This is a genomic window from Paradevosia shaoguanensis, from assembly GCF_016801025.1.
Taxonomy (GTDB): domain Bacteria; phylum Pseudomonadota; class Alphaproteobacteria; order Rhizobiales; family Devosiaceae; genus Paradevosia; species Paradevosia shaoguanensis.
Genome location: NZ_CP068983.1, coordinates 2,468,287 through 2,487,454, shown reverse-complemented (window position 1 = coordinate 2,487,454; position 19,168 = coordinate 2,468,287). Strand labels below are relative to the sequence as shown.

At 64.8% G+C, this 19,168-nt stretch carries 15 protein-coding genes and 2 tRNA genes; 6 read left to right on the top strand and 11 right to left on the bottom strand.

The features are described 5' to 3' along the window. Nucleotide 1: 1 nt before the first annotated feature. The 7 genes from JNE37_RS11890 to JNE37_RS11860 form a co-directional block, all read right to left on the bottom strand. Nucleotides 2–1,579: a cisplatin damage response ATP-dependent DNA ligase gene (locus JNE37_RS11890; RefSeq protein WP_203062941.1), complete on the bottom strand. Its 1,578-nt coding sequence runs from the start codon at nt 1,577–1,579 to the stop codon at nt 2–4. Then, nucleotides 1,576–2,574: a ligase-associated DNA damage response exonuclease gene (locus JNE37_RS11885; protein WP_182399355.1), complete on the bottom strand. Its 999-nt coding sequence runs from the start codon at nt 2,572–2,574 to the stop codon at nt 1,576–1,578. The genes JNE37_RS11890 and JNE37_RS11885 overlap by 4 nt, the downstream gene beginning before the upstream one ends. Before the next feature lie 128 nt (nt 2,575–2,702). Further along, nucleotides 2,703–5,615, bottom strand: coding sequence for an insulinase family protein (locus tag JNE37_RS11880; protein WP_203062940.1), 2,913 nt, complete (start codon nt 5,613–5,615; stop codon nt 2,703–2,705). A 41-nt stretch (nt 5,616–5,656) separates the two neighbouring features. Continuing rightward, entirely contained in the window at nt 5,657–6,265 is a 609-nt protein-coding gene (locus JNE37_RS11875; RefSeq protein ID WP_246513224.1) for a phosphoribosyltransferase, read from the bottom strand. A 67-nt stretch (nt 6,266–6,332) separates the two neighbouring features. Further along, nucleotides 6,333–7,307, bottom strand: a complete 975-nt coding sequence (locus JNE37_RS11870; protein ID WP_182399352.1) for an aldo/keto reductase — start codon at nt 7,305–7,307, stop codon at nt 6,333–6,335. Nucleotides 7,308–7,318: 11 nt separating this feature from the next. Then, nucleotides 7,319–9,016: an ABC transporter ATP-binding protein gene (locus tag JNE37_RS11865; protein ID WP_246513223.1), complete on the bottom strand. Its 1,698-nt coding sequence runs from the start codon at nt 9,014–9,016 to the stop codon at nt 7,319–7,321. 30 nt (nt 9,017–9,046) lie between these two features. After that, complete coding sequence (locus JNE37_RS11860) at nt 9,047–10,645, bottom strand: peptide chain release factor 3 (protein WP_203062938.1); 1,599 nt, start codon at nt 10,643–10,645, stop codon at nt 9,047–9,049. A gap of 93 nt (nt 10,646–10,738) precedes the next feature. On the opposite strand from JNE37_RS11860, the gene hrpB reads away from it, so the two are divergent. Next, entirely contained in the window at nt 10,739–13,189 is a 2,451-nt protein-coding gene (gene hrpB, locus JNE37_RS11855; protein WP_203062937.1) for an ATP-dependent helicase HrpB, read from the top strand. A 616-nt stretch (nt 13,190–13,805) separates the two neighbouring features. Here hrpB and ybaK read toward each other — a convergent pair. Beyond that, complete coding sequence (gene ybaK / locus JNE37_RS11850) at nt 13,806–14,279, bottom strand: Cys-tRNA(Pro) deacylase (RefSeq protein ID WP_203062936.1); 474 nt, start codon at nt 14,277–14,279, stop codon at nt 13,806–13,808. A 201-nt stretch (nt 14,280–14,480) separates the two neighbouring features. On the opposite strand from ybaK, the gene JNE37_RS11845 reads away from it, so the two are divergent. The 3 genes from JNE37_RS11845 (at nt 14,481) to JNE37_RS11835 (ending at nt 16,094) form a co-directional block, all read left to right on the top strand. Beyond that, nucleotides 14,481–15,431 (top strand): cation diffusion facilitator family transporter, encoded by a 951-nt coding sequence (locus tag JNE37_RS11845; RefSeq protein ID WP_203062933.1) that lies wholly within the window; start codon nt 14,481–14,483, stop codon nt 15,429–15,431. 97 nt (nt 15,432–15,528) lie between these two features. Beyond that, entirely contained in the window at nt 15,529–15,777 is a 249-nt protein-coding gene (locus JNE37_RS11840; protein WP_035093697.1) for a BrnT family toxin, read from the top strand. Next, nucleotides 15,774–16,094, top strand: coding sequence for a BrnA antitoxin family protein (locus JNE37_RS11835; protein WP_203062931.1), 321 nt, complete (start codon nt 15,774–15,776; stop codon nt 16,092–16,094). The genes JNE37_RS11840 and JNE37_RS11835 overlap by 4 nt, the downstream gene beginning before the upstream one ends. Before the next feature lie 87 nt (nt 16,095–16,181). Here the strand turns inward: JNE37_RS11835 and JNE37_RS11830 are convergent. From JNE37_RS11830 to cpdR, 3 genes are all read right to left on the bottom strand, one after another. After that, nucleotides 16,182–16,256 (bottom strand) — tRNA-Val (locus tag JNE37_RS11830). Nucleotides 16,257–16,290: 34 nt separating this feature from the next. Continuing rightward, nucleotides 16,291–16,365: transfer RNA gene (locus JNE37_RS11825), tRNA-Val, on the bottom strand. Between the two features lie 108 nt (nt 16,366–16,473). Beyond that, on the bottom strand, nt 16,474–16,833 hold the full coding sequence (cpdR, locus tag JNE37_RS11820; protein WP_035035553.1) for a cell cycle two-component system response regulator CpdR: 360 nt from the start codon (nt 16,831–16,833) through the stop codon (nt 16,474–16,476). A gap of 176 nt (nt 16,834–17,009) precedes the next feature. Here cpdR and JNE37_RS11815 point away from each other — a divergent pair, with 176 nt between their 5' ends. Beyond that, nucleotides 17,010–17,891, top strand: a complete 882-nt coding sequence (locus JNE37_RS11815; RefSeq protein ID WP_246513222.1) for an N-formylglutamate amidohydrolase — start codon at nt 17,010–17,012, stop codon at nt 17,889–17,891. 268 nt (nt 17,892–18,159) lie between these two features. After that, a complete protein-coding gene (hisN, locus tag JNE37_RS11810) occupies nt 18,160–18,984 on the top strand; it encodes a histidinol-phosphatase (RefSeq protein ID WP_203062929.1) in 825 nt (274 codons plus the stop codon). The last annotated feature ends 184 nt before the right edge of the window (nt 18,985–19,168 follow it).

The following is a 19,168-nucleotide window of genomic DNA, read 5'->3' as shown; positions in this document are numbered from 1 at the left end:
CCTAGCTGGCATTGACGAAGACCATCATGTCTTCGAGCGTGGCGGCTTCGTTCATCGGCTTGTCCCAGCGGATGCGGTTGATGCGCGGGAAACGCAGGGCGACGCCGGATTTGTGGCGGGTCGATTGTTGCGCCGAGTCGAAGGCGATTTCGAGGACCAGTTCCTTCCTGACCTCGCGCACCGGCCCGAAGGACTGCACAGTATTGGCGCGCACCCAGCGATCGAGCTGTTTCAGTTCCTCGTCGGTGAAGCCGAAATAGGCTTTGCCGATCGGCACGATCTCGTTGCCCTTCCACACCCCGAAGGTGAAATCCGAATAGAAGGACGAGCGCTTGCCGTGTCCGCGCTGCGCATACATCAGCACGGCATCCACGACATTGGGATCGCGCTTCCACTTGTACCAATAGCCTTTCGGGCGGCCGGGAATGTAGGGCGCGGTACGGAGCTTGACCATCACGCCTTCGTGGCCGTGCTCGTCGGCGCCACGCCGGCGCAGTTCGGCCAGTTCTTCCCAGCTTTGGAAATCCAGCACCGGGGAGAGGTCGAGCCGGGTTTGCGGATGGGCGGCGAACCAGTCTTCGAGATGCCGGCGCCGCTCGCTCCAGGGGAGCGCGCGAATGTCCTCGCTGCCATCGAACAGCATGTCATAGACGCGGATGAAGGCTGGGAATTCGGCCAGTTGTTTCTGGATCGCCACCTTGCGGTTGAGCCGCTGCTGGAGATCGTTGAAGAGCGCCGGCTCGAAGTCGTGGCCGACAAGCAATTCGCCGTCGAGCACGGCTTCGCCAAACACCTCGGTGACGATGTCGGGAAAGGCCTCGGCGATATCGTCGCCCGTACGCGAGAACAGCGAGACGCGACCCCGCGACATGATGAGTTGCACCCGGATGCCGTCCCATTTCCACTCGGCGGCGAAATCGGCTGGGTCGAGCTTGCCGATATCCTTGTCCTCGTCGATCGGGTTGGAAAGCATCAGCGGATGGAAGCGGGCAGCATGGTCGATATCGGGGCGCTCGGCCTTGCCGTCGAGCCAGGCGAAGAGTTCGGCATAGGGCGCGGTGATGCCGTGCCAGACTTCCTCGATTTCCTGGAGGTCCTTGCCGCTCATCTCGGCCAGGGCCGTCTTGGCGAGCCGGGCCGAAATACCGATGCGCAGCGCGCCGGTGGCGAGCTTGACCAAAGCCCAGCGCTCGTTGATCTCGGCGCGGGTGAGGAGCGAAGCGATTAGGGCCGGTAGCTCGCTTTTCGACGTGGTGTTGAAAAGCTCGATGAGGTCGGTGAGCGAAGGCAGGTCTTCGGTGCCGCCGTGGTGGGGCCAGATGAGGGCGATGGTTTCGCCAAGATCGCCGACATAGTCATAGGAGAGGCCGAAAAGGTAGGGATCGACCTCGCGCAGCACGACCTCGCGCAATACGGCCGGCTTGACGTTCTTGAACGTCAGCGCGCCGGTCAGCACGGCTAGAGCGAAGCCGCGGTCGGGGTCGGGCGTTTCGCGGAAATAGCCGGCCAGCGCCTCGATCTTGCGGTTGCGCGAGGGAGTGAGGGCGAGCAGTTCGAGGAGCTGGGCGAAGCGCTTCATTCCTCCTCCCCGTTATCCTCAAAACCCTGGATGTTGAGCGGCTCGGCATTGAGCCCCTGCGTCCGGCAGTAATAGACCAGCGCATCCTCGCGGCCATGGGTGACCCAGACGGTCTGCGCCCCGGTTTCGGCTATGGTCTGGCGCAGCTCGTTCCAGTCGACATGGTCGGAAATGACCAGCGGCAGCTCGACGAGACTCTGGCGGGCACGCTGCTTGATGCTCATCCAGCCCGAGGCGAAGGCGAGCACGGGATCGCTGAGCCGCCGGCTCCACCGATCCTTCATCGCCGAAGGTGGAGCGATGACGATGGCGCCCTCGAGTTCGGCCTTGGGCGTCTCGGTGGCGAGGCGGAGCTCGCCCAGCGGAATGCCGCGTTCTTCGTAAAGCTCGCACAGGCGCACCATGGCGCCGTGCAGGTAGATCGGCGCCTCATAGCCCGAGACGCGCAGCAGCGAGATGACGCGCTGCGCCTTGCCCAGGGCGTAACAGCCGATGACATGGGTGCGGTCGGGGCTGTTGCTCAAGGATTTGAAGAGCCGCGCGATCTCGGTTTCGGGCTCGGGGTGCTGGAAGACCGGCAGTCCGAACGTGGCCTCGGTGACGAGAAGATCGCAGGGCACGAGTTCGAAGGGCTGGGCGGTGCGGTCGGGGTGGCGCTTGTAGTCGCCGGTGACGACCACGCGCTGCCCCTCGGCCTCGATCAGCACCTGTGCGCTGCCGAGGATGTGGCCGGCGGGATGAAGCGAGATGCGCACGCCGTCGATATCGATGACTTCGCCGTAACCGACGGCCTGGAACGCGCCGGCGCAATCCTCGCCATAGCGCACCTTCATGATGGCGATGGTGTCGGCGGTGGCCAGCACCTTGCCGTGGCCGGAGCGGGCATGGTCGGAATGGCCATGGGTGATGATGGCCCGCGCCTTGGGGCTCGTCGGATCGATGAAGGTATCGATCGCGCGGATATGGAGATTGCGGTCGAGGATCGGGCTGGCCATGGTTCATACTAACGCGAAATTTGCGTTCGCGTTCAGATGAGTGGAGAGACCATCGAGCTTACCCCACCCACACCTCTTTCCCGGGCGAAGACCCGGGGAAGTGTGGTGATGGGCGGCGTTCGCGGGTGTCAGAGCACCCGCGTCACCTTCATGAAGCCGCCGCGTTCGGCGTTCGCCGTACCGATGGCCGTTTCCGAACCCAGCACCGAGACATGCCCCGACCTGGCGACCGCATCGAGGAAATCCGCCACTTCGCGGAAGTCCCTGGTCGTGGCGCCGAGCACCTGCTCGCGCCGACGCTGCCGGGCTTCGTCGGTGTCTCCCGTCATGATGCGGACCATGGCTGCATAGCCCTTGGCATCGGGCAGCATATAGCGGTCGATGGTGCCGATCGTGCCGATGATGGAGCGTGTGAGCTCCGTCTCGCTGAGCGGCTGGCGCAGGAATGCGGAGGTCGCGTCATAGACCGCGAGCGTGCCGAGGAGGTTCGGATCGCGATAAGACGAGAAGGCGATACTTCCGGTGAGGAAGTCGTAGCCCAGGCTCGCGCCATAGGCGCCGCCGAGCACGCGCACCTTGTCCCAGAGATAGGTGGTCTGCGTATGCCGCAGCACCACGGCGATCGAGCCGTTGTGCTTGTAGCCGAGGTCGAAAAGGTTGGCGCCCTTGGCCACGTAGTTGACCTGGCCCGGGAAAGTGAAGGCCTCGTTGCGCGGGGAGAATTCGGGTGCCCAGGCTGCCGGGCGCGCCGAGCCGGCCGGCAGACCCTTGAGGAAGGCTTCGAGGTCCGGACGCGCTTTCTGCCAGATAGCGGCGTCGGCCGTGATATTGGCCAGCGCCGAGACGCGGCCGAACAGCAGTTCGCGAATACGCTTCAACTTGGCTTCCACCGCAGGCCAGTCGTTCTGTACCTCGTCGACGAGCTTGCGGAGGAAGAAGAGCTGGCTGAGCCCGCCCGTCTGCTCGGATACCCAATCGCTTTCGCGCAGGGCCGAGGTAATGCGGCTGGCCATGAGGCCCGAGCCTGCGCCGGCCAGCCGGCCCTCGAAGCCCGCCTTGTTCTCCAGCACCATCTGCTTGATGCGCTCGTGGTTGTCGAGCCGGGCGGTGTGGATGATATCCGAGAGAATGGCGAACATTTCCGGCAGCTTGTCGGGCACCGCCTTGCCGCGGAGCACGAGATAGGCCGCGGTGCCGCCGCCGACGCGCGAGGAAATGATCTGGCCCGGCGAGATGCCGCCGGTCGACCGGCCGATGCGCTGGGAGAGGGAGACGAAATCGTCGTTCTTCGTGCCCGTCTGCATCAGGGCCCGCGAGAAGATCGGCATATAGGGCAGCAGCTCTGCCGGCAGCACGCCGAGGTCGAAGGCGAGGTCGAGATAGAGGATGCCGTTGGTGGCGAGATCGTGCGTCAGCACGCGCGTATCGGCGACCCGATCCTCCTCGGTGGGGATGGTCTTGCCTTCGCGCGGCAGGTCGGAGAGGTGCAGCGCCGGAATCTTGGCCAGTTCCTCCGGCGGATCGAGCGATTCCTGGAGCGTCTTGAGCTCGCGGGTTTCATCGACGATTTCCTCAAGGCCCGCATGATCGAGCTCCGAGCGATGTTCGGCCAGCCGCGCCTCCTCGGCCTTGGCGTCGCGCGTGCCCTGGGCGGGATCGGCGGTAAGGATGACGGTCGTGCGGTGCTGGTTCTCGATAAGGAGCGTGCGGATCATGTCCTCGAAGAGGGGCCGGCCGGTGGCGATATCCTCCTTGAGGCTGGTCAGTGCTTCTTCGAAGGCCAACGGGGTCAAGGGATCGTGGCCATGGAGCCAGGTCCGCATCGAGCGCAGCATCAGCGAGATGCCGCGCGGGAAGCTGCCGGTATTGTTTTCGCGAAGGGCGAATTCGAGCGTGTTGAGCGAAGCCTCGATCTGCTTGGGGTCGATGCCGTTGTCGGCAAGGGCCTTGAGGTTGTCGAGGATCATCGGCTCGACCTTGGCAAGGTCGGCATCGGCAATGCCCTTGAGCCCGAAGGTGGCGAAGGGCTGGAGGTAATCGTCGGAGAACCCACCGCCGGCGAAGCTCTCGCCCAGGCCGGAATCGGTCATGGCCTTGCGTAGCGGCGCGGCGGGCGTGCCGACGAGCACCATTTCGAGCACGTCGAGCGCGAGGCGCGCCTTGGGATCGACGATCTCGTCGAGCATCCAGTTGACCGTGACCATGCCGGTGCGTTTGCCCGGCTCGGGTTCGCCCGAGGCATAGGTGCGCTCGACGCGACGCGGCTCGGCAAAACGCTTCTGCGGGGAGACCTGCGAGGTGACCGGTGCCTTGTCGAACTCGGAGAACACTGCGTCCAGAATGTTCAGCCGCTCCTCCGGATCGTCGTCCCCATAGAAGAAGGCGCGGGTATTGGAGGGGTGGTAGAAGCGCTCGTGGAAGGCCTTGAAGTTCTGGTAGGTGAGATCGGGAATGGCCTTGGGATCGCCGCCCGAGCTCACGCCATAGGTGTTGTCCGGATAGATCGAGCGCTGCGAGACATCGCGCAGCACGGATTCGGGCGAGGAATAGACGCCCTTCATCTCGTTGAAGACGACACCCTTGTAGATGAGCGGAGCGTTGCCCCCATCCATCTCGTAGTGCCAGCCTTCCTGCTTGAACGTGTCTTCCGAAATCAGGGGGTGGAAGACGGCATCGAGGTAGACGTCCACCAGATTGTAGAAATCGCGAAGATTCTGGCTGGCCACCGGATAGGTCGTCTTGTCCGGGTAGGTCATGGCGTTGAGGAAAGTGTGGAGCGAGCCCTTGAGCATTTCCACGAAGGGCTTCTTGACCGGATATTTCCGGCTGCCGCAGAGCACGGAATGCTCGAGGATATGAGCGACGCCGGTGGAATCGGAAGGCGGCGTCTTGAGGGTAACGCCGAACACCTTGTTCTCGTCGTCATTGACCAGCGAGAGCACTTCGGCCCCGGTCTTCTTGTGCCGGTAAAGCCGCGCCAGCGAATTGACCTCGGGGATGGTCTGCTCCTGGAGCAGTTCAAAGGCATGGTGCTTCAGCATGGCGGGCTCTCAAAACGCGAACGAAAACCGAAATGTAGGGACTAGGACGCCGCTCCGCCAGCCCCGCCGTGCTCGGCGAGGAGCGCAATCACCTCTTCGTCACTCGTCTGCGGGAACTCCTGGTAGTGCTCCCCGACCGAGTTGAAGGGATGTGGTGTCTCAAGGCAGACGACCTCCCCGGCCAACGGCCGGAGCGTGGCGAGCACATCGGCCGGCGCGACGGGCACCGCCAGCACCACGGTCTTCGCGCCCGAGGCCTCAAGACCGCGCAGGGCGGCGCGAACGGTGCCTCCGGTGGCGATGCCGTCATCGACGAGGATGACGGTGCGCCCGGCGAGCGGCGGCAGGGCGCGGTCGCCGCGATAGAGCTTGCGGCGGCGGCTCATCTCGCCGAGCTGGCGCATCCGCTCGGTTTCCAGATGGGCGCCCGAGGGCGAGATGGCGGCCATGACCTCGTCGTTGAGGACGATCTGGGGCGGGTCGCCCTCGACGAGGGCGCCGAGGCCGAGTTCCTCATGGCCGGGCGCGCCGATCTTGCGTACGATGAGCACGTCGAGCGGAGCGCCCAAGGCCGCGGCGACCTCGTGGCCCACCGGCACCCCACCGCGCGGCAGGGCGAGAACGATCGGATCGGCGGACTTGAACCGCATGAGTGCGGCGGCCAACCGCCGTCCGGCATCGCGGCGGTCCCGAAAAGGGTGCCCGCCGCCGGCCATCTCAAATCTGCCCGCGCACGTGGGGGCGGACGCGTTCGATATACCAGCCGGCCAATCGCTCATGGACCTCACGCGAGAGCGGCGGGCGGTCGGCGGCGGCGACATTGTCGGCCAGTTGCTCGGGCCGCGAGACGCCGGCGATGACGGTCGAGATCGGCTCGTAGTCGAGGATCCAGCGCAGCGCCATCTGCGCCATGGTCCAGCCGTCCGGCACGAGGTCCTTGAGCTCGTCGGCGAGCGCGAGGCCGGTTTCGAAGGGCAGGCCCGAAAAGGTCTCCCCGACATTGAAGGCCTTGCCGTCGCGATTGTAGTAGCGGTGGTCCTGGGCGGCGAAATGGGTGTGGGCGCTGAACTTGCCCGACAGCAACCCGCTGGCGAGCGGCAGGCGCACGATGATGCCCACGTCGCGATCGCGTGCCCGGGGCAGCAATTCCTTGGCGGCATCCTGCCGGAAGATGTTGAAGATGATCTGGAGCGTCGAGACGCCCGCATGCTCGAGGCAGATCAGGCCCTCTTCAATGGTCTCTACGCTGGCGCCATAGAAGCGGAAGAGGCCCTCGGCCTGCAATTCGTCCATCCAGCCGAAGACGTCGCCTTGCCGCAGCACTTCGGTGGGGATGGTGTGGAGCTGGACGAGATCGAGCACCTCGACACCCAGCCGCCGGGCGGAACCGGCAAGGCTGTCCTTGATCGCCTGCTTGGAATACTTGTCGGGATAGAGCGTTCCCGACCGCCCGACCTTGGTGGCAATGGTGACGCCCGCCTTGGCCGGAAAGCTGCGCACGCGGCTTTCGGAAAGACCCGAGCCATAGACATCGGCCGTATCCCAGAAATTGACGCCGAGGCTGTTGGCTTCGGCGAGGATGCCGGTTGCCGTATCGTCCGCCAGCGGGCCGAAGTCCCCTCCCAGCTGCCAGAGACCGAGCCCGATCTCGGAAACCTGGAACCCGGTCTTCCCCAAGCGGCGATGCTGCATGTCTTTTCCTCTCAAGCCTCGATTTCGTCATTCGCCTCAACGGTCTTGGTGCCGCCGGGCAAATCGATGACAGTGTCATGCTTGCCGATTACGGCCTTCCGATGAGTGATCGCCAGAATTGTCATCCTGTCGGCGAGCAGGCGCAACTCCCCCATGATTTCGGCCTCCGTCGCCTCGTCGAGCGCCGAGCTGGCTTCATCGAGAAACAGCACTTCCGGCTCGCCATAGAGCGCCCGCGCGATGGCGATGCGCTGCCGCTCGCCGCCTGAGAGTTTCAGTCCGCGCTCGCCGACATTGGTCTCGAATGTCTCCGGCAGACCCTCGACGAAATCGAGGATCGAGGCCTTCTGCGCCGCCAGCCGCAGCCGCTCGGGATCATAGTCGCGGCCGAGAACGATGTTGGACCGGAGGCTGTCGTTGAGCAGCATCACTTCCTGCGGCACGACGCCGATGATCGAATACCAGTCGTCGCGGCTGATCTCCTCAAGGTCCGTGCCATCCACGACGATCCGGCCCTCGGTGGGCTCCAGCGCCTTGAGCGCCAGCTTGAAGAGCGTCGACTTGCCGGCGCCGGTCTCGCCGGTGAGGAAGGTGACGTGGCCGCGCTCGGCGACGAGGCTCACCGGCCCGACCGTCGCGCCGGCATTGCCGTAGCTGTAGCCGACATCCGCAAAGACGATGCTGCCTCGATCGAGCATGAGGCGCTTGCCACGGCCGGTATCGGGCTCCTCCGGCTCCGCCCACATGCGGGCGAAGGGCAGGAAATTGGAGACGGCCCGCACGACCTCGTTGATGGCCGAGCCCACCATCTCGAAGGGCTGGTTGAGCTGGATCATGAGGGTGTTGATGAGGACGATATCGCCGACGCTGAGCGTGCCGGCCTCGTAGCGCGGGATGAGGAGCGCGAAGGTCACGGCAAGCTGGGTCGCCAGCGCCAGGCCGAACCCGCCGATGAAGCCGATGCGCCGGATGGCCCAGGCGCGCCACGCCGTGCGGACGGCGCCGGCGCGGCTCGAGAAGTTGTCGCTCATCCAGCGGTCGCCGCCGAAATAGCGCAGGGTCTCCATGGCGTTGACGGCGTTGCCGACAAACCGCGTCGCCTCCTGCTGCGCATCCACCGCCTTGTCGAGATACGGCCGCGTCCAGTGGTTGGCCCAATAGGTCATGACGATGAAGGCTACGCCATAGACGATGACGATGAGCGCGATCTCGATATTGATCGCCGCGCCCAGCACGATGAGGCTGAGGGCGATCTGCGTCACGGCGGGGATGAAGACGATGATGCCGAGCTGAACCAGGACGAAGAGCGAGTTCTCGCCCTGCGAGCGGGCGTTCTGGATCTCGACCGGGTTGTGCTCGACGAAGAAGCTGACCCGCTTGCGCAGCAGCCGGTCGAAGAAGGCGGTGCCGCTGATGAAGTTGAGCCCCTGCGCCGCCATCCAGGCCATGAAGTTGACGAGCTGCGATATGGCGTTGGCCAGCCCGCGCATGAGCGCGTAGCCGACGAACATGAGGACGATGGCAGCGGGCAGCTCAGGCGCGTTGAGCGTGTCGATGAGGCGCGAGAAGACATAAGGCGTGATGACCTGCCCGAAGGACGAGATCACCACCAGAGCCGCGATGCCGACCAGCGTCAGCCGCGATTCCCGCCAGAAGCGGCCATAGATCTGCCGGACCGGGTCGATGACCAGGGACCATTCCTTGCGCACGGTCCCTCTCCTCTCGCGGTCCGCTAAAGTCTAGGCTCGTTCCCTTGTCGCAAAGAACTCGACCTTGGGATAGTCCTGCTGCATGCGGGTGAGCCACCAATTGCTCTGCGCCAGGTAGATGGGGTTGCCATCCTTGTCCTCGGCCAGCGTCGCACGGTTGGCGTCGATGAACTTCTTGAGCTCGGTCTTGTCCTCGGCGGCGACCCAGCGGGCCAGCTCGTAGCCGATGCTCTCGAAGGCGATCGGCACACCGTATTCCTTCTCGATGCGCGATTGCAGCACTTCGAGCTGCAGCTGGCCGACGACGCCGACCAGCCAGTCGGCGCCGATCATGCGACGGAAAACCTGCGCCACGCCTTCCTCGGCGAGATCGGACAGCGCCTTGGAAAGCTGCTTGGCCTTGATCGGATCGGTGAGGCGCACGCGACGGATGATTTCCGGCGCGAAGTTCGGAATGCCCGTGACCTTGATCGCCGCGCCTTCGGTGAGCGTGTCGCCCACCGAGAGCGTGCCGTGGTTGGGAATGCCGACGATATCGCCGGCCACGGCCTCATCGGCCAGTTCGCGGCTCTGGCCGAAGAAGAACATCGGGTTGGTCACCGCCATGTCCTTGCCCGAGCGGACGTTCCGCAGCTTCATGCCGCGCTTGAACGTGCCCGAGGACAGCCGCACGAAGGCGATGCGGTCGCGGTGGTTGGCGTTCATGTTGGCCTGCACCTTGAACACGAAGCCCGCAACCTTGTTGTCCGACGGCTGGATCGGATTGGGCTCGGCCGGCTGTGGCCGCGGCTCGGGCGCCCAGGTGCCGAGGGCCTTGAGAAGTTCGGCGACGCTGATGCTCTTCAAGGCCGAGCCGAAGATCACAGGCGTCAGGTGCCCTTCCAGATACGTATCGCGATCGAAGGCCGGGTAGCCGGAAAGCGCCAGGTCGAGGGTGTCGAAGGCGCTCGCATAGACCGGGTCGGCCAGGTACTTTTCGTCGAGCATCAGGTCCTCGACATCCTCGAAGGTCTCCAGCACTTCGCCCGAGGGCGAGAGCAGCCGTTTGCCGATGAGATCGAGCGTACCCTTGAAGTCGACGCCCGAGCCGATCGGCCAGACGACCGGCGCCACGTCGAGCGCCAGGGTGTCGGCGACAGTATCGAGGATTTCGAGCGGGCCGAGGCCTTCGCGGTCCACCTTGTTGACGAAGGTGATGATGGGGATGTCGCGCAGGCGGCAGACTTCGAAGAGTTTCAGCGTCTGGCTTTCGATACCCTTGGCCATGTCGATGACCATGATCGCCGCGTCCACCGCCGTGAGCGTGCGATAGGTATCTTCCGAGAAGTCCGAGTGGCCGGGCGTATCGAGGAGGTTGAAGGTCAGCCCGTCATGCTCGAAGGTCATCACCGAGGAGGTGATCGAGATGCCGCGCTGCTGTTCGATTTCCATCCAGTCCGAACGGGTGGCGCGCATGCTGGCGCGGCCGCGCACGGCGCCCGCCTGCTGGATGGCGCCCGAGGCGGCCAGCAGCTTTTCGGTCAGCGTCGTCTTGCCGGCGTCCGGGTGCGAGATGATGGCGAAGGTGCGCCGCGTCTGATACGGGGCCAGGCCCGTGCGGGCAGTTGCGGTCGCGGTGGCGGCGGTCATGGCAATACGTTCTCTCGGGAAGGCGCTCCTCCTAGACCGAAAGGCCCTTCCGTTCAAGCTTGCCCTCTCGCGCGGAACCGGCGATGAAGCCGCATGCCGCTCCTTTCGCCGCTCCCCATCGATGCCGCCCTGCCCCCGCTTCTTGCCGCGCTTGAGGCCGGGCCGTTCGCCGTGCTCGTCGCGCCGCCGGGCGCCGGCAAGACCACGCGCGTGCCGCTGGCATTGCTCGATACGCCGTGGCGCGGCGATGGCCGCATCGTCATGCTAGAGCCCCGGCGCCTCGCCGCCCGCGCCGCCGCGCGCCGCATGGCGCAGACGCTGGGCGAGGAAGTAGGCGAAACCGTCGGCTATCGCGTGCGGCTCGACAACAAGGTGACGAAGAAGACCCGTATCGAAGTCGTCACCGAAGGCGTCTTCACCCGCATGCTGCTCGACGATCCCGAGCTCAACGGCATCGCCGCCGTGCTCTTCGACGAGTTCCACGAACGCAGCCTCGACGGCGATCTCGGCCTTGCTTTGGCGCTCGACGCCACGGCGCTGCGGGAAGACCTGCGCCTCCTTGTGATGTCGGCGACCATCGACGGCGCCCGCGTCTCAAAACTCCTCGGCGACGCGCCGGTTATCGAAAGCGAAGGCCGCGCCTTCCCCGTCGAGACGCGCTATATCGACCACGATCCGCTGGCGCGCCTCGAAGACCAGGTGACGGCCGCCACGCTCGAAGCCATGCGCGACGAGCCCGGTTCCGTGCTCGTCTTCGTCCCTGGCCAGGCCGAGATCACCCGCACCGCCGAGCGCCTCGCCGGCAAGGTGCCAGCCAATACAGACATCGCCCCGCTCTACGGCCAGCTCACCCCAGCCGAACAGGATCGCGCCGTGCAGCCTGCCCCGACCGGCCGCCGCAAGATCGTGCTGGCGACTTCGATCGCGGAAACCTCGCTCACCATCGAGGGCGTGCGCATCGTCATCGATTCCGGCTTCCGCCGCGTCCCGGCCTATGAGCCTTCCACGGGCCTCACGACGCTCGAAACCCGCCGCGTCTCGCGCGCCGCCGCCGACCAGCGCCGCGGCCGCGCCGGCCGCACGGAGCCCGGCATCTGCTATCGCCTGTGGAACGAAGGCCAGAGCGCCGCGCTCGACGCCTTCGATACGCCCGAGATTCTGGCCGCCGATCTCTCCGGCCTTGCCCTCGACCTAGCCTCCTGGGGCGTCACCGATCCCAGGACGCTGGCCTTCCTAGATCCGCCGCCGGCACCGGCCTGGAACGAGGCCATCACGCTCCTCAAAGGGCTGGAAGCGTTGGACGGCGACGGTCGCATCACGCCCGAAGGCCAGGCGCTCGCGCGCCTGCCGCTGCATCCGCGCCTCGCCCACATGGTCCACCGCGCCGCCGTGGAGAACGACGCCCTCACCGCCGCGGAAGTCGCCGTGCTCATCGGCGAGCGCGGCCTTGGCGGCGACGGCATCGACCTCGCCCATCGCCTCGCCCGCTTCCGCCGCGAATCCGGCCGGCGGGCCGATGAAGCGAAAAACCTCGCGCGGCGCTGGGCGGCCCTGGTCGGGAACAGGACCGGTAATAGCGAAGACGCCGGCCGCCATCTCGCCCGCGCCTACCCGGATCGCGTGGCGCAAGCTTCCGGTGCTCGCGGCCGCTTCCGTCTGGCCAACGGGCGGGCCGCCAGCCTTGAAGAAACCGACGGCTTGGCCGCGGCGCCCTACCTTGTCGTGGCCGACCTTACCGGCACCGCCGCCAACGGCCGCATCCGGTCGGCGGCGGCTATCGACCGGGCGACGATCGAAGAATTGTTCGCGGGGCAGATCGATACACAGGTGGTGCTGAGCTTCGACAAGGGCTCACGGAGCCTGCGGGCCCGGCGGCTCAGGATGCTTGGCGCGCTGCGCCTCAACGAAGAACCGCTGGCGGTGCCGGCGACAGAGGAGGCGGCCTCCGCGCTGGCTACAGGCCTCGCCGAGATCGGCCTGCCCCTGCCCTGGAGCAGGGAGCAGAAGGCGCTGCGGGCGCGCGCGACCTATCTCCATGAAACGCTGGGCGAGCCCTGGCCTGACCTGTCCGACGCCGCCCTCGCTGCCGATGGTGCAGCGTGGCTGGCGCCCTATCTCGTCGGCCGTGCCGGGCTCGGCGACATCACGGCAGAGGACCTTTCGGCGGCGCTCGACGAGAAGCTGCCATGGGCCCGCCGGAGCGAGATGGAAAGGCTGCTGCCGAGTCACTTCGCCGCGCCATCGGGCTCGAACGTGCCCATCGACTATTCCGGCGAGAACGGGCCGACGCTCGAAATCCGGGTGCAGGAACTGTTCGGGCTCGACCGGCATCCGAGCGTTGCCGGAGGCAAGGTGCCTCTGCTGCTGGTGCTGCTGTCGCCCGCCCATCGCCCCATCCAGACGACACGCGACCTGCCGGGCTTCTGGCGCGGCTCGTGGCGGGACGTGGCCAAGGACCTCAAGGGGCGGTACCCGAAACATTATTGGCCGGACAACCCGCTGGAGGCGCAGGCCACTGCGCGGGCGAAGCCGCGGGGGACGTAGCGGCCTAGGATAACTTCGGGGGGCTTTGAACCATCCTCCGGGCTCCGGCCGTCGCCGGGAAGGAGCGAATGGAGGTGGGGTAGTGTGGGATAGAGATCGAGGCAATCGGTCGGATTCAGCGTATCCAATTGGAACTACTGATCTTTTCCAAAGTAGCGCAGAAAAATTGCGATATTTTCGAGACTGCGAAACACGCTAACACGTTGATATTACAGAATATATTCCTTCAGAACCGTCCGAGAATCGTTAAATTTTGAATGAATTTCGACCAATTTCGACGAGTTTTTGCGGCTTTTCTCCGCTTTTCGACCCAATTCCACGAATGTGAATACCTGCACTCGCCACGCCCGATTTGGGGGCGTGGTTCCAGCATTTTATCCTCGCACGAACCGCGGTGGATAAATCGGCTAGGGTCCGTACTCAATTGCACCCGTAGATGAGGTTGCGATGGTCGCCCCATTGCCACCCTCCACGCGAGTGGAGGTATCCGTGGGCCCCGGCTCTGCGGCCGGGGAAGTAAGGTGGTTGTGGCGCGGCAGACGGACGGTGCTTCCGTTGGAATCTGTCGGATGGGGAGATAAGCGCTCTGGGGCGCCGGGATTTATTGAGTACGGACCTAGGCCACCAGAGGCGCGGCGATGGCGCCGATGGCGGCGACGATGTCCGATGGCCGGAGACGGACCTGCAACCCGCGCTGGCCGCCATTGACATAGACGGCCTCGTGCCCCAGCGCCTGCTCCTCGATGGCGGTGGGGAGCTTGCGCATCTGGCCGAAGGGGCTGATGCCGCCGACCTTGTAGCCGGAAATGCGTTCGGCATCGGCAGGCTTCATCATCTCGGCGGATTTGCCGCCGAACGCAACTGCGAGCTTCTTGAGCGAGACCTCGTGGTCGGATGGCACGATGACGCAAACGGGCTTCTTATCCACCAGCGCCATCAGCGTCTTGAGCACGCGATCCGGCGCCTCCCCCAACGCTTCGGCGGCCTGGAGACCGATGCTCTGCGCGTTGGGATCGTAGTCGTAGGTCGCGGTGGTGAAGGCGATGCCGGCCTGTTCCAGCATCTTGGTCGCGCGGGTTCCCTTGGACATGCTCGTCGTCTCTTGTCGTGGCCTGGTCAGCCTTACGGCAATTCGCGCCGCCTGAGAACGGCATGCATGCGATGAAGCGAAAGGGCGACCAGCACCGGACCGCGATGCGCAGACGCCTGATCCACAAGCAGAATCAGCCGATTGCTGGAGCGGGCATGCCGGGTTAGGCTTCCGGCACGACAATGCAAGCCGGGTCTGCTCATGCAATCAGAACAGGGCGTATTGCGCCTTTCGATAGCCGTGACCTTCGTCGTGGCGGGGATCGGCATCGCCTTCGGGCTCATCTCGGGCTCCTTCGCCATCGTCTTCGACGGCGTCTACGCCCTGACCGACGCCATCATGACCGTGCTCGCGCTGCTCGTGGCGCGGCTCATCGCCTCCTCGACCAGCGAGGAACCCGACAGCAACTGGCTGGTGAAGCACTTCACCATGGGCTTCTGGCACCTCGAGCCGATGGTGCTGGGCCTCAACGGCATCATGCTCTCGGGCGCGGCCATCTACGCCTTCATCAACGCAATCGGCAGCATCGTGCAGGGTGGGCGCCATCTCGAATTCGACAACGCCATCATCTACACCGTGATCACCCTGGTCATGACCGTCACCATGGCCACCTACGCTCACCGCGCCAATCGCGGCATCGGCTCTGATTTCGTGGCGCTCGACGTCAAGAGCTGGGTGATGTCCTCGGCAATGACGGCAGCGCTCTTCGTGGCCTTCGTCTTCGGCTATTTCATCCAGGGCACCGAGCTTGCCTGGCTCTCGCCCTATATCGACCCGGTCGTGCTGGCGGCGATCTGCGTGATCATCATCCCGATTCCACTGGGCACCATCCGGCAGGCTCTGGCCGACATCCTTCTCGTCACCCCCGCGGACCTCAAGGAACATGTCGACCACGTGGCGCAGGATTTCGTCGACCGCTACGGCTTCCTCTCCTACCGCGCCTATGTCGCCCGCGTCGGCCGCGGCCGACAGATCGAACTCTATTTCATCGTCCCCCACGACCGCCCCGCCACGCGCCTGGAAGAATGGGACCGCATCCGCAACGAAGTCAGCACCGCCCTCGGCCCGGACTCCCCCGACCGCTGGCTGACGATCGCGTTCACGACGGACCCGGAATGGGCGGATGGGGTGAGTGTGGCGGCGGAGGGGTAACGCGACGCCCATGCTACTTCGATCTGGCCTGATCTCAGCGGCAATCATTTTCGTACACGAGTATTGAATGTCGGCTAATTAAGGTGTACGGATATTCATGCTGATCAGCTACGACGAAGCCAAGCGCCTCACCAACCTGGCTAAACACGGCTTGGACTTCGAAGCGCTCACCGTCGAGTTCTTCGAGGCTGCGGTTATCTTCCCAGCCAAGGTAGGTCGCGCACTCGCCATCGGTGAACTGAATGGCCAGATCGTCATTGCCGTGGTGTTCCGCCCGCTGGGTTCGGAGGCACTGTCCGTGATTTCGATGCGCCCCGCCAGCCGAAAGGAAAGGAAGCTTTTATGACCAAGAAATTTGCCTCGGGGCGCCCGCTTACAGATGCCGAGGAGGCCGAGATCCAACGCATGATCGCGTCGGACCCGGACAATCCTGAACTCACTGACGAGCAGATTGCCGCCGGTGGCAAGCCGTTTGCCGAGGTCTTCCCGGAATTGGCCGAAAGCATCAAGCGCAGCCGGGGGCGCCCGAAGCTTTCCAACGCCAAGCAGGCGGTAACCCTGCGCCTTGACCCGTCGACGCTGGCCAAGTTCCAGGCCGCCGGCGACGACTGGCGCACCCGCATGGCCGAAGTGCTGGACAAAGCGAAGGTAGGTGGCCGCTAGGGCGCAGCCGGTGTACGCGCACGCACCGATAGGCAGCTCGCGCGACACGCACAAAGCCATATCAGTCAAGATTTCAAGGACTTGGAATGGTGGGTGCGACAGGGATTGAACCTGTGACCCCTGCCGTGTGAAGGCAGTGCTCTCCCGCTGAGCTACGCACCCGCGCCTGTACCCGGCGAGGAAAGACTTGAGAGAATGGTGGGCGTAACTGGGATTGAACCAGTGACCCCTACGATGTCAACGTAGTGCTCTCCCGCTGAGCTATACGCCCATCTCTCAAGAGCGCGGCCGGTGCAGCACCTGCCGTTGCCGCGCGATAGACCATAAAACCCCTTTCGCGGTCAAGGGGTCAATCACCGACTTTTCGGGGATGTGGAAATCAGGCGGCGAGAAGCCGCTCAACCTCGTTGACCAGGTCGCGCAGGTGGAAGGGCTTGGACAGCACCGAGGCGTCGCGCGGGGCGTCGCTGTCGGGGTTGAGGGCCACGGCGGCGAAGCCGGTGATGAACATCACCTTGAGATCCGGATCGAGCTCGGTGGCGCGGCGCGCCAGCTCGATTCCATCCATCTCGGGCATCACGATATCGGACAGGAGAAGCGAAAAAGGCTCCTCGCGCAGCCGCTCATAGGCCGAGCGGCCGTTATCGAACGACACGACTTCATAGCCGGCATTCTTGAGCGCACGCGTCAGGAACTGGCGCATGTCGTTATCGTCTTCGGCGAGCAGTATCCGCTTCATCGAATCCTCGTGAAAGGGCTGGGACTCTGTGGGGTCATGTTTACTGCATGCTGCTATTTGTTCAATCGCGCAACCCGGTATGCCCTCAGAAATTGTGATTGCTAGACAATCGCCGCGGCGAGGGGCAAATTAGGGGCAAATCGCCGCAAGTGCCTTGGCCGAGGAGGAAATATACGGTGCAGTCCGACTACTGGGACAAGCCAGCCTTTGAAACCATTCGGCCACGTCGGCTGATCGCCCCCCTCGTGTTCAATTCCGGCCATTCCGGCCGCGACTATCCCAAGCGCTTCCTCGACATGACGCGGCTCGACCACCTGTCGATCCGCCAATCCGAAGATGCGTTTGTCGACGAACTCTTCGCCCGCGCCCCGCATCTGGGCGCTCCGCTCCTGCGTGCGCATTTCCCGCGCGCCTATCTCGATGTGAACCGCGAACCCTGGGAACTCGACCCCCAGATGTTCGACGAGCCGCTCTCGGAGCGCTGCAATACCACCTCCCCGCGCGTGGCCGCCGGGCTGGGCACGCTGGCGCGCGTCGTGGCCGAGAACAAGCCGATCTATCGCGACCGGCTGACGCTCGACGACGCCCGCACGCGCATCGAGGGCATCTACCTGCCCTATCACGCCACCCTGCAGAAGCTCTTGAGCGAAGCGCTGACCCAGTTCGGGGTGGCGGTGCTGGTCGATTGCCATTCCATGCCGCGCCTGGCGCGCAGCGGCGACAAGGCCGCGCCCGACATCGTGCTCGGCGACCGCTACGGCACGACCTGCGCGCCGATCCTGATGGATCTGGTGGAGACGGTGTTTTCGGGCGCTGGCCTCAAGGTCGCCCGCAACCGGCCCTATGCCGGCGGCTATGCCACGCGCACCTATGGACGCCCGCAATATGGCGTTCATGCCGTGCAGATCGAAATCAGCCGGCACCTTTATATGAACGAGGTGACGCTCTCGCGAAACGACAGCTTCGATGCGGTACGGCAATTGGTGGAGAGGCTGATCTTCGCGCTGATCGGGCTCGACCTCACCATGCTGGCCACCACCAAGGCGGCGGCTGAATAGCGATCCTTCAGAAAAAGGAAAGAGCGCCGGATAGTGGTGCGGCGCTCCAGTCAAGGGAGGAAACGAGGGACGCCTACGATGGCCTGAATAAGACTGTCGCGAGCTTCCCGCCCATCATGCCTCTCTGGCGTGAACCCAATTGCCGAGTCGATCAAGTGCGCAATGCTCCCGACACAGCAAGTTACCATTCGTTGTTGCAAAAATGATCCACGCCGACTAACGGCATTTTCGCGCAATTCGCGCCCGACCTGCAGAGAACATCCACCTCATGACTGGCACCAATTCTGCCCGTACGCCGCTTGCCGGCCTTGCACCCGCGCAAATTCTTGAGACGCTGCTTCTGGCCGCCGATGCCGCCGCACGCGAAACCCTGCCGCGCTTCCGCAGCCCCCTGGCTGTCGAGAACAAGCTGGCGGACGGCTTCGACCCTGTAACCGAAGCCGACAAGCAGGCCGAGATCGCCGTGCGCGCGCTCATTTCCTCGCGCTATCCCGACCACGGGCTGATCGGGGAGGAATGGGACCCGAAGCTGAGCGACAATCCCTGCCAGTGGATCATCGACCCGATCGACGGCACGCGCGCCTTCATCTCGGGCGTCCCGGTCTGGGGTACGCTGATCGGCTTCATGGTCAATGGCGCCGCCGAAGCGGGGCTGATGGCCCAGCCCTTTACCGGGGAAACCTATCTGGGCCTGCCCGGCCGCACGGTCTATCGCCGCGGGGAAGAGGAAATCGTGCTCCGGACGAGCGCGGTGACCGACCTGGAACGCGCCAAACTATCGACGACGACGCCCGACCTTTTCGTGCAGACGGGGACGGAACGGCCATGGAACGCCCTGCGCTCTCGCGTGCTGCAGACGCGCTACGGGCTCGATTGCTACGCCTATTGCCTGCTGGCGGCGGGGCATATCGACCTCGTGGTCGAGCCGGGGCTCAAGAACGTGGATATCGCGCCGCTGGTGCCGATCATCACCAATGCCGGCGGCGTGGTGACGACCTGGGATGGCGGGGCGCCCGAGGAAGGCGGCAATTGCATCGCCGCGGCGACGCCGGAATTGCATGCGGCGGCCATGGCGGTGTTGCGGGCGGGGTAGGAACGGCGGGATGGGGGCATTTGGCTCACCCCCCTCCCAGCCTCCCCCGCAAGGGGGGAGGTGTTTCGATCCAGTAGCTTAGGCGAACTGCGTTCCGCAACCACTGAACTTCCCCGGCCGGAGAGCCGGGGCCCACGGATATCTCCACTCAAGTGGAGGGGTGCAATAGGCCCCGGATCAAGTC

Coding starts and splice junctions, on each gene's coding strand:
- JNE37_RS11890 (WP_203062941.1), bottom strand. CDS start 1,579: ATGAAGCGCTTCGCCCAGCTCCTCGAACTGCTCGCCCTCACTCCCTCG.
- JNE37_RS11885 (WP_182399355.1), bottom strand. CDS start 2,574: ATGGCCAGCCCGATCCTCGACCGCAATCTCCATATCCGCGCGATCGAT.
- JNE37_RS11880 (WP_203062940.1), bottom strand. CDS start 5,615: ATGCTGAAGCACCATGCCTTTGAACTGCTCCAGGAGCAGACCATCCCC.
- JNE37_RS11875 (WP_246513224.1), bottom strand. CDS start 6,265: ATGCGGTTCAAGTCCGCCGATCCGATCGTTCTCGCCCTGCCGCGCGGT.
- JNE37_RS11870 (WP_182399352.1), bottom strand. CDS start 7,307: ATGCAGCATCGCCGCTTGGGGAAGACCGGGTTCCAGGTTTCCGAGATC.
- JNE37_RS11860 (WP_203062938.1), bottom strand. CDS start 10,645: ATGACCGCCGCCACCGCGACCGCAACTGCCCGCACGGGCCTGGCCCCG.
- hrpB (WP_203062937.1), top strand. CDS start 10,739: ATGCCGCTCCTTTCGCCGCTCCCCATCGATGCCGCCCTGCCCCCGCTT.
- ybaK (WP_203062936.1), bottom strand. CDS start 14,279: ATGTCCAAGGGAACCCGCGCGACCAAGATGCTGGAACAGGCCGGCATC.
- JNE37_RS11845 (WP_203062933.1), top strand. CDS start 14,481: ATGCAATCAGAACAGGGCGTATTGCGCCTTTCGATAGCCGTGACCTTC.
- JNE37_RS11840 (WP_035093697.1), top strand. CDS start 15,529: ATGCTGATCAGCTACGACGAAGCCAAGCGCCTCACCAACCTGGCTAAA.
- JNE37_RS11835 (WP_203062931.1), top strand. CDS start 15,774: ATGACCAAGAAATTTGCCTCGGGGCGCCCGCTTACAGATGCCGAGGAG.
- cpdR (WP_035035553.1), bottom strand. CDS start 16,833: ATGAAGCGGATACTGCTCGCCGAAGACGATAACGACATGCGCCAGTTC.
- hisN (WP_203062929.1), top strand. CDS start 18,160: ATGACTGGCACCAATTCTGCCCGTACGCCGCTTGCCGGCCTTGCACCC.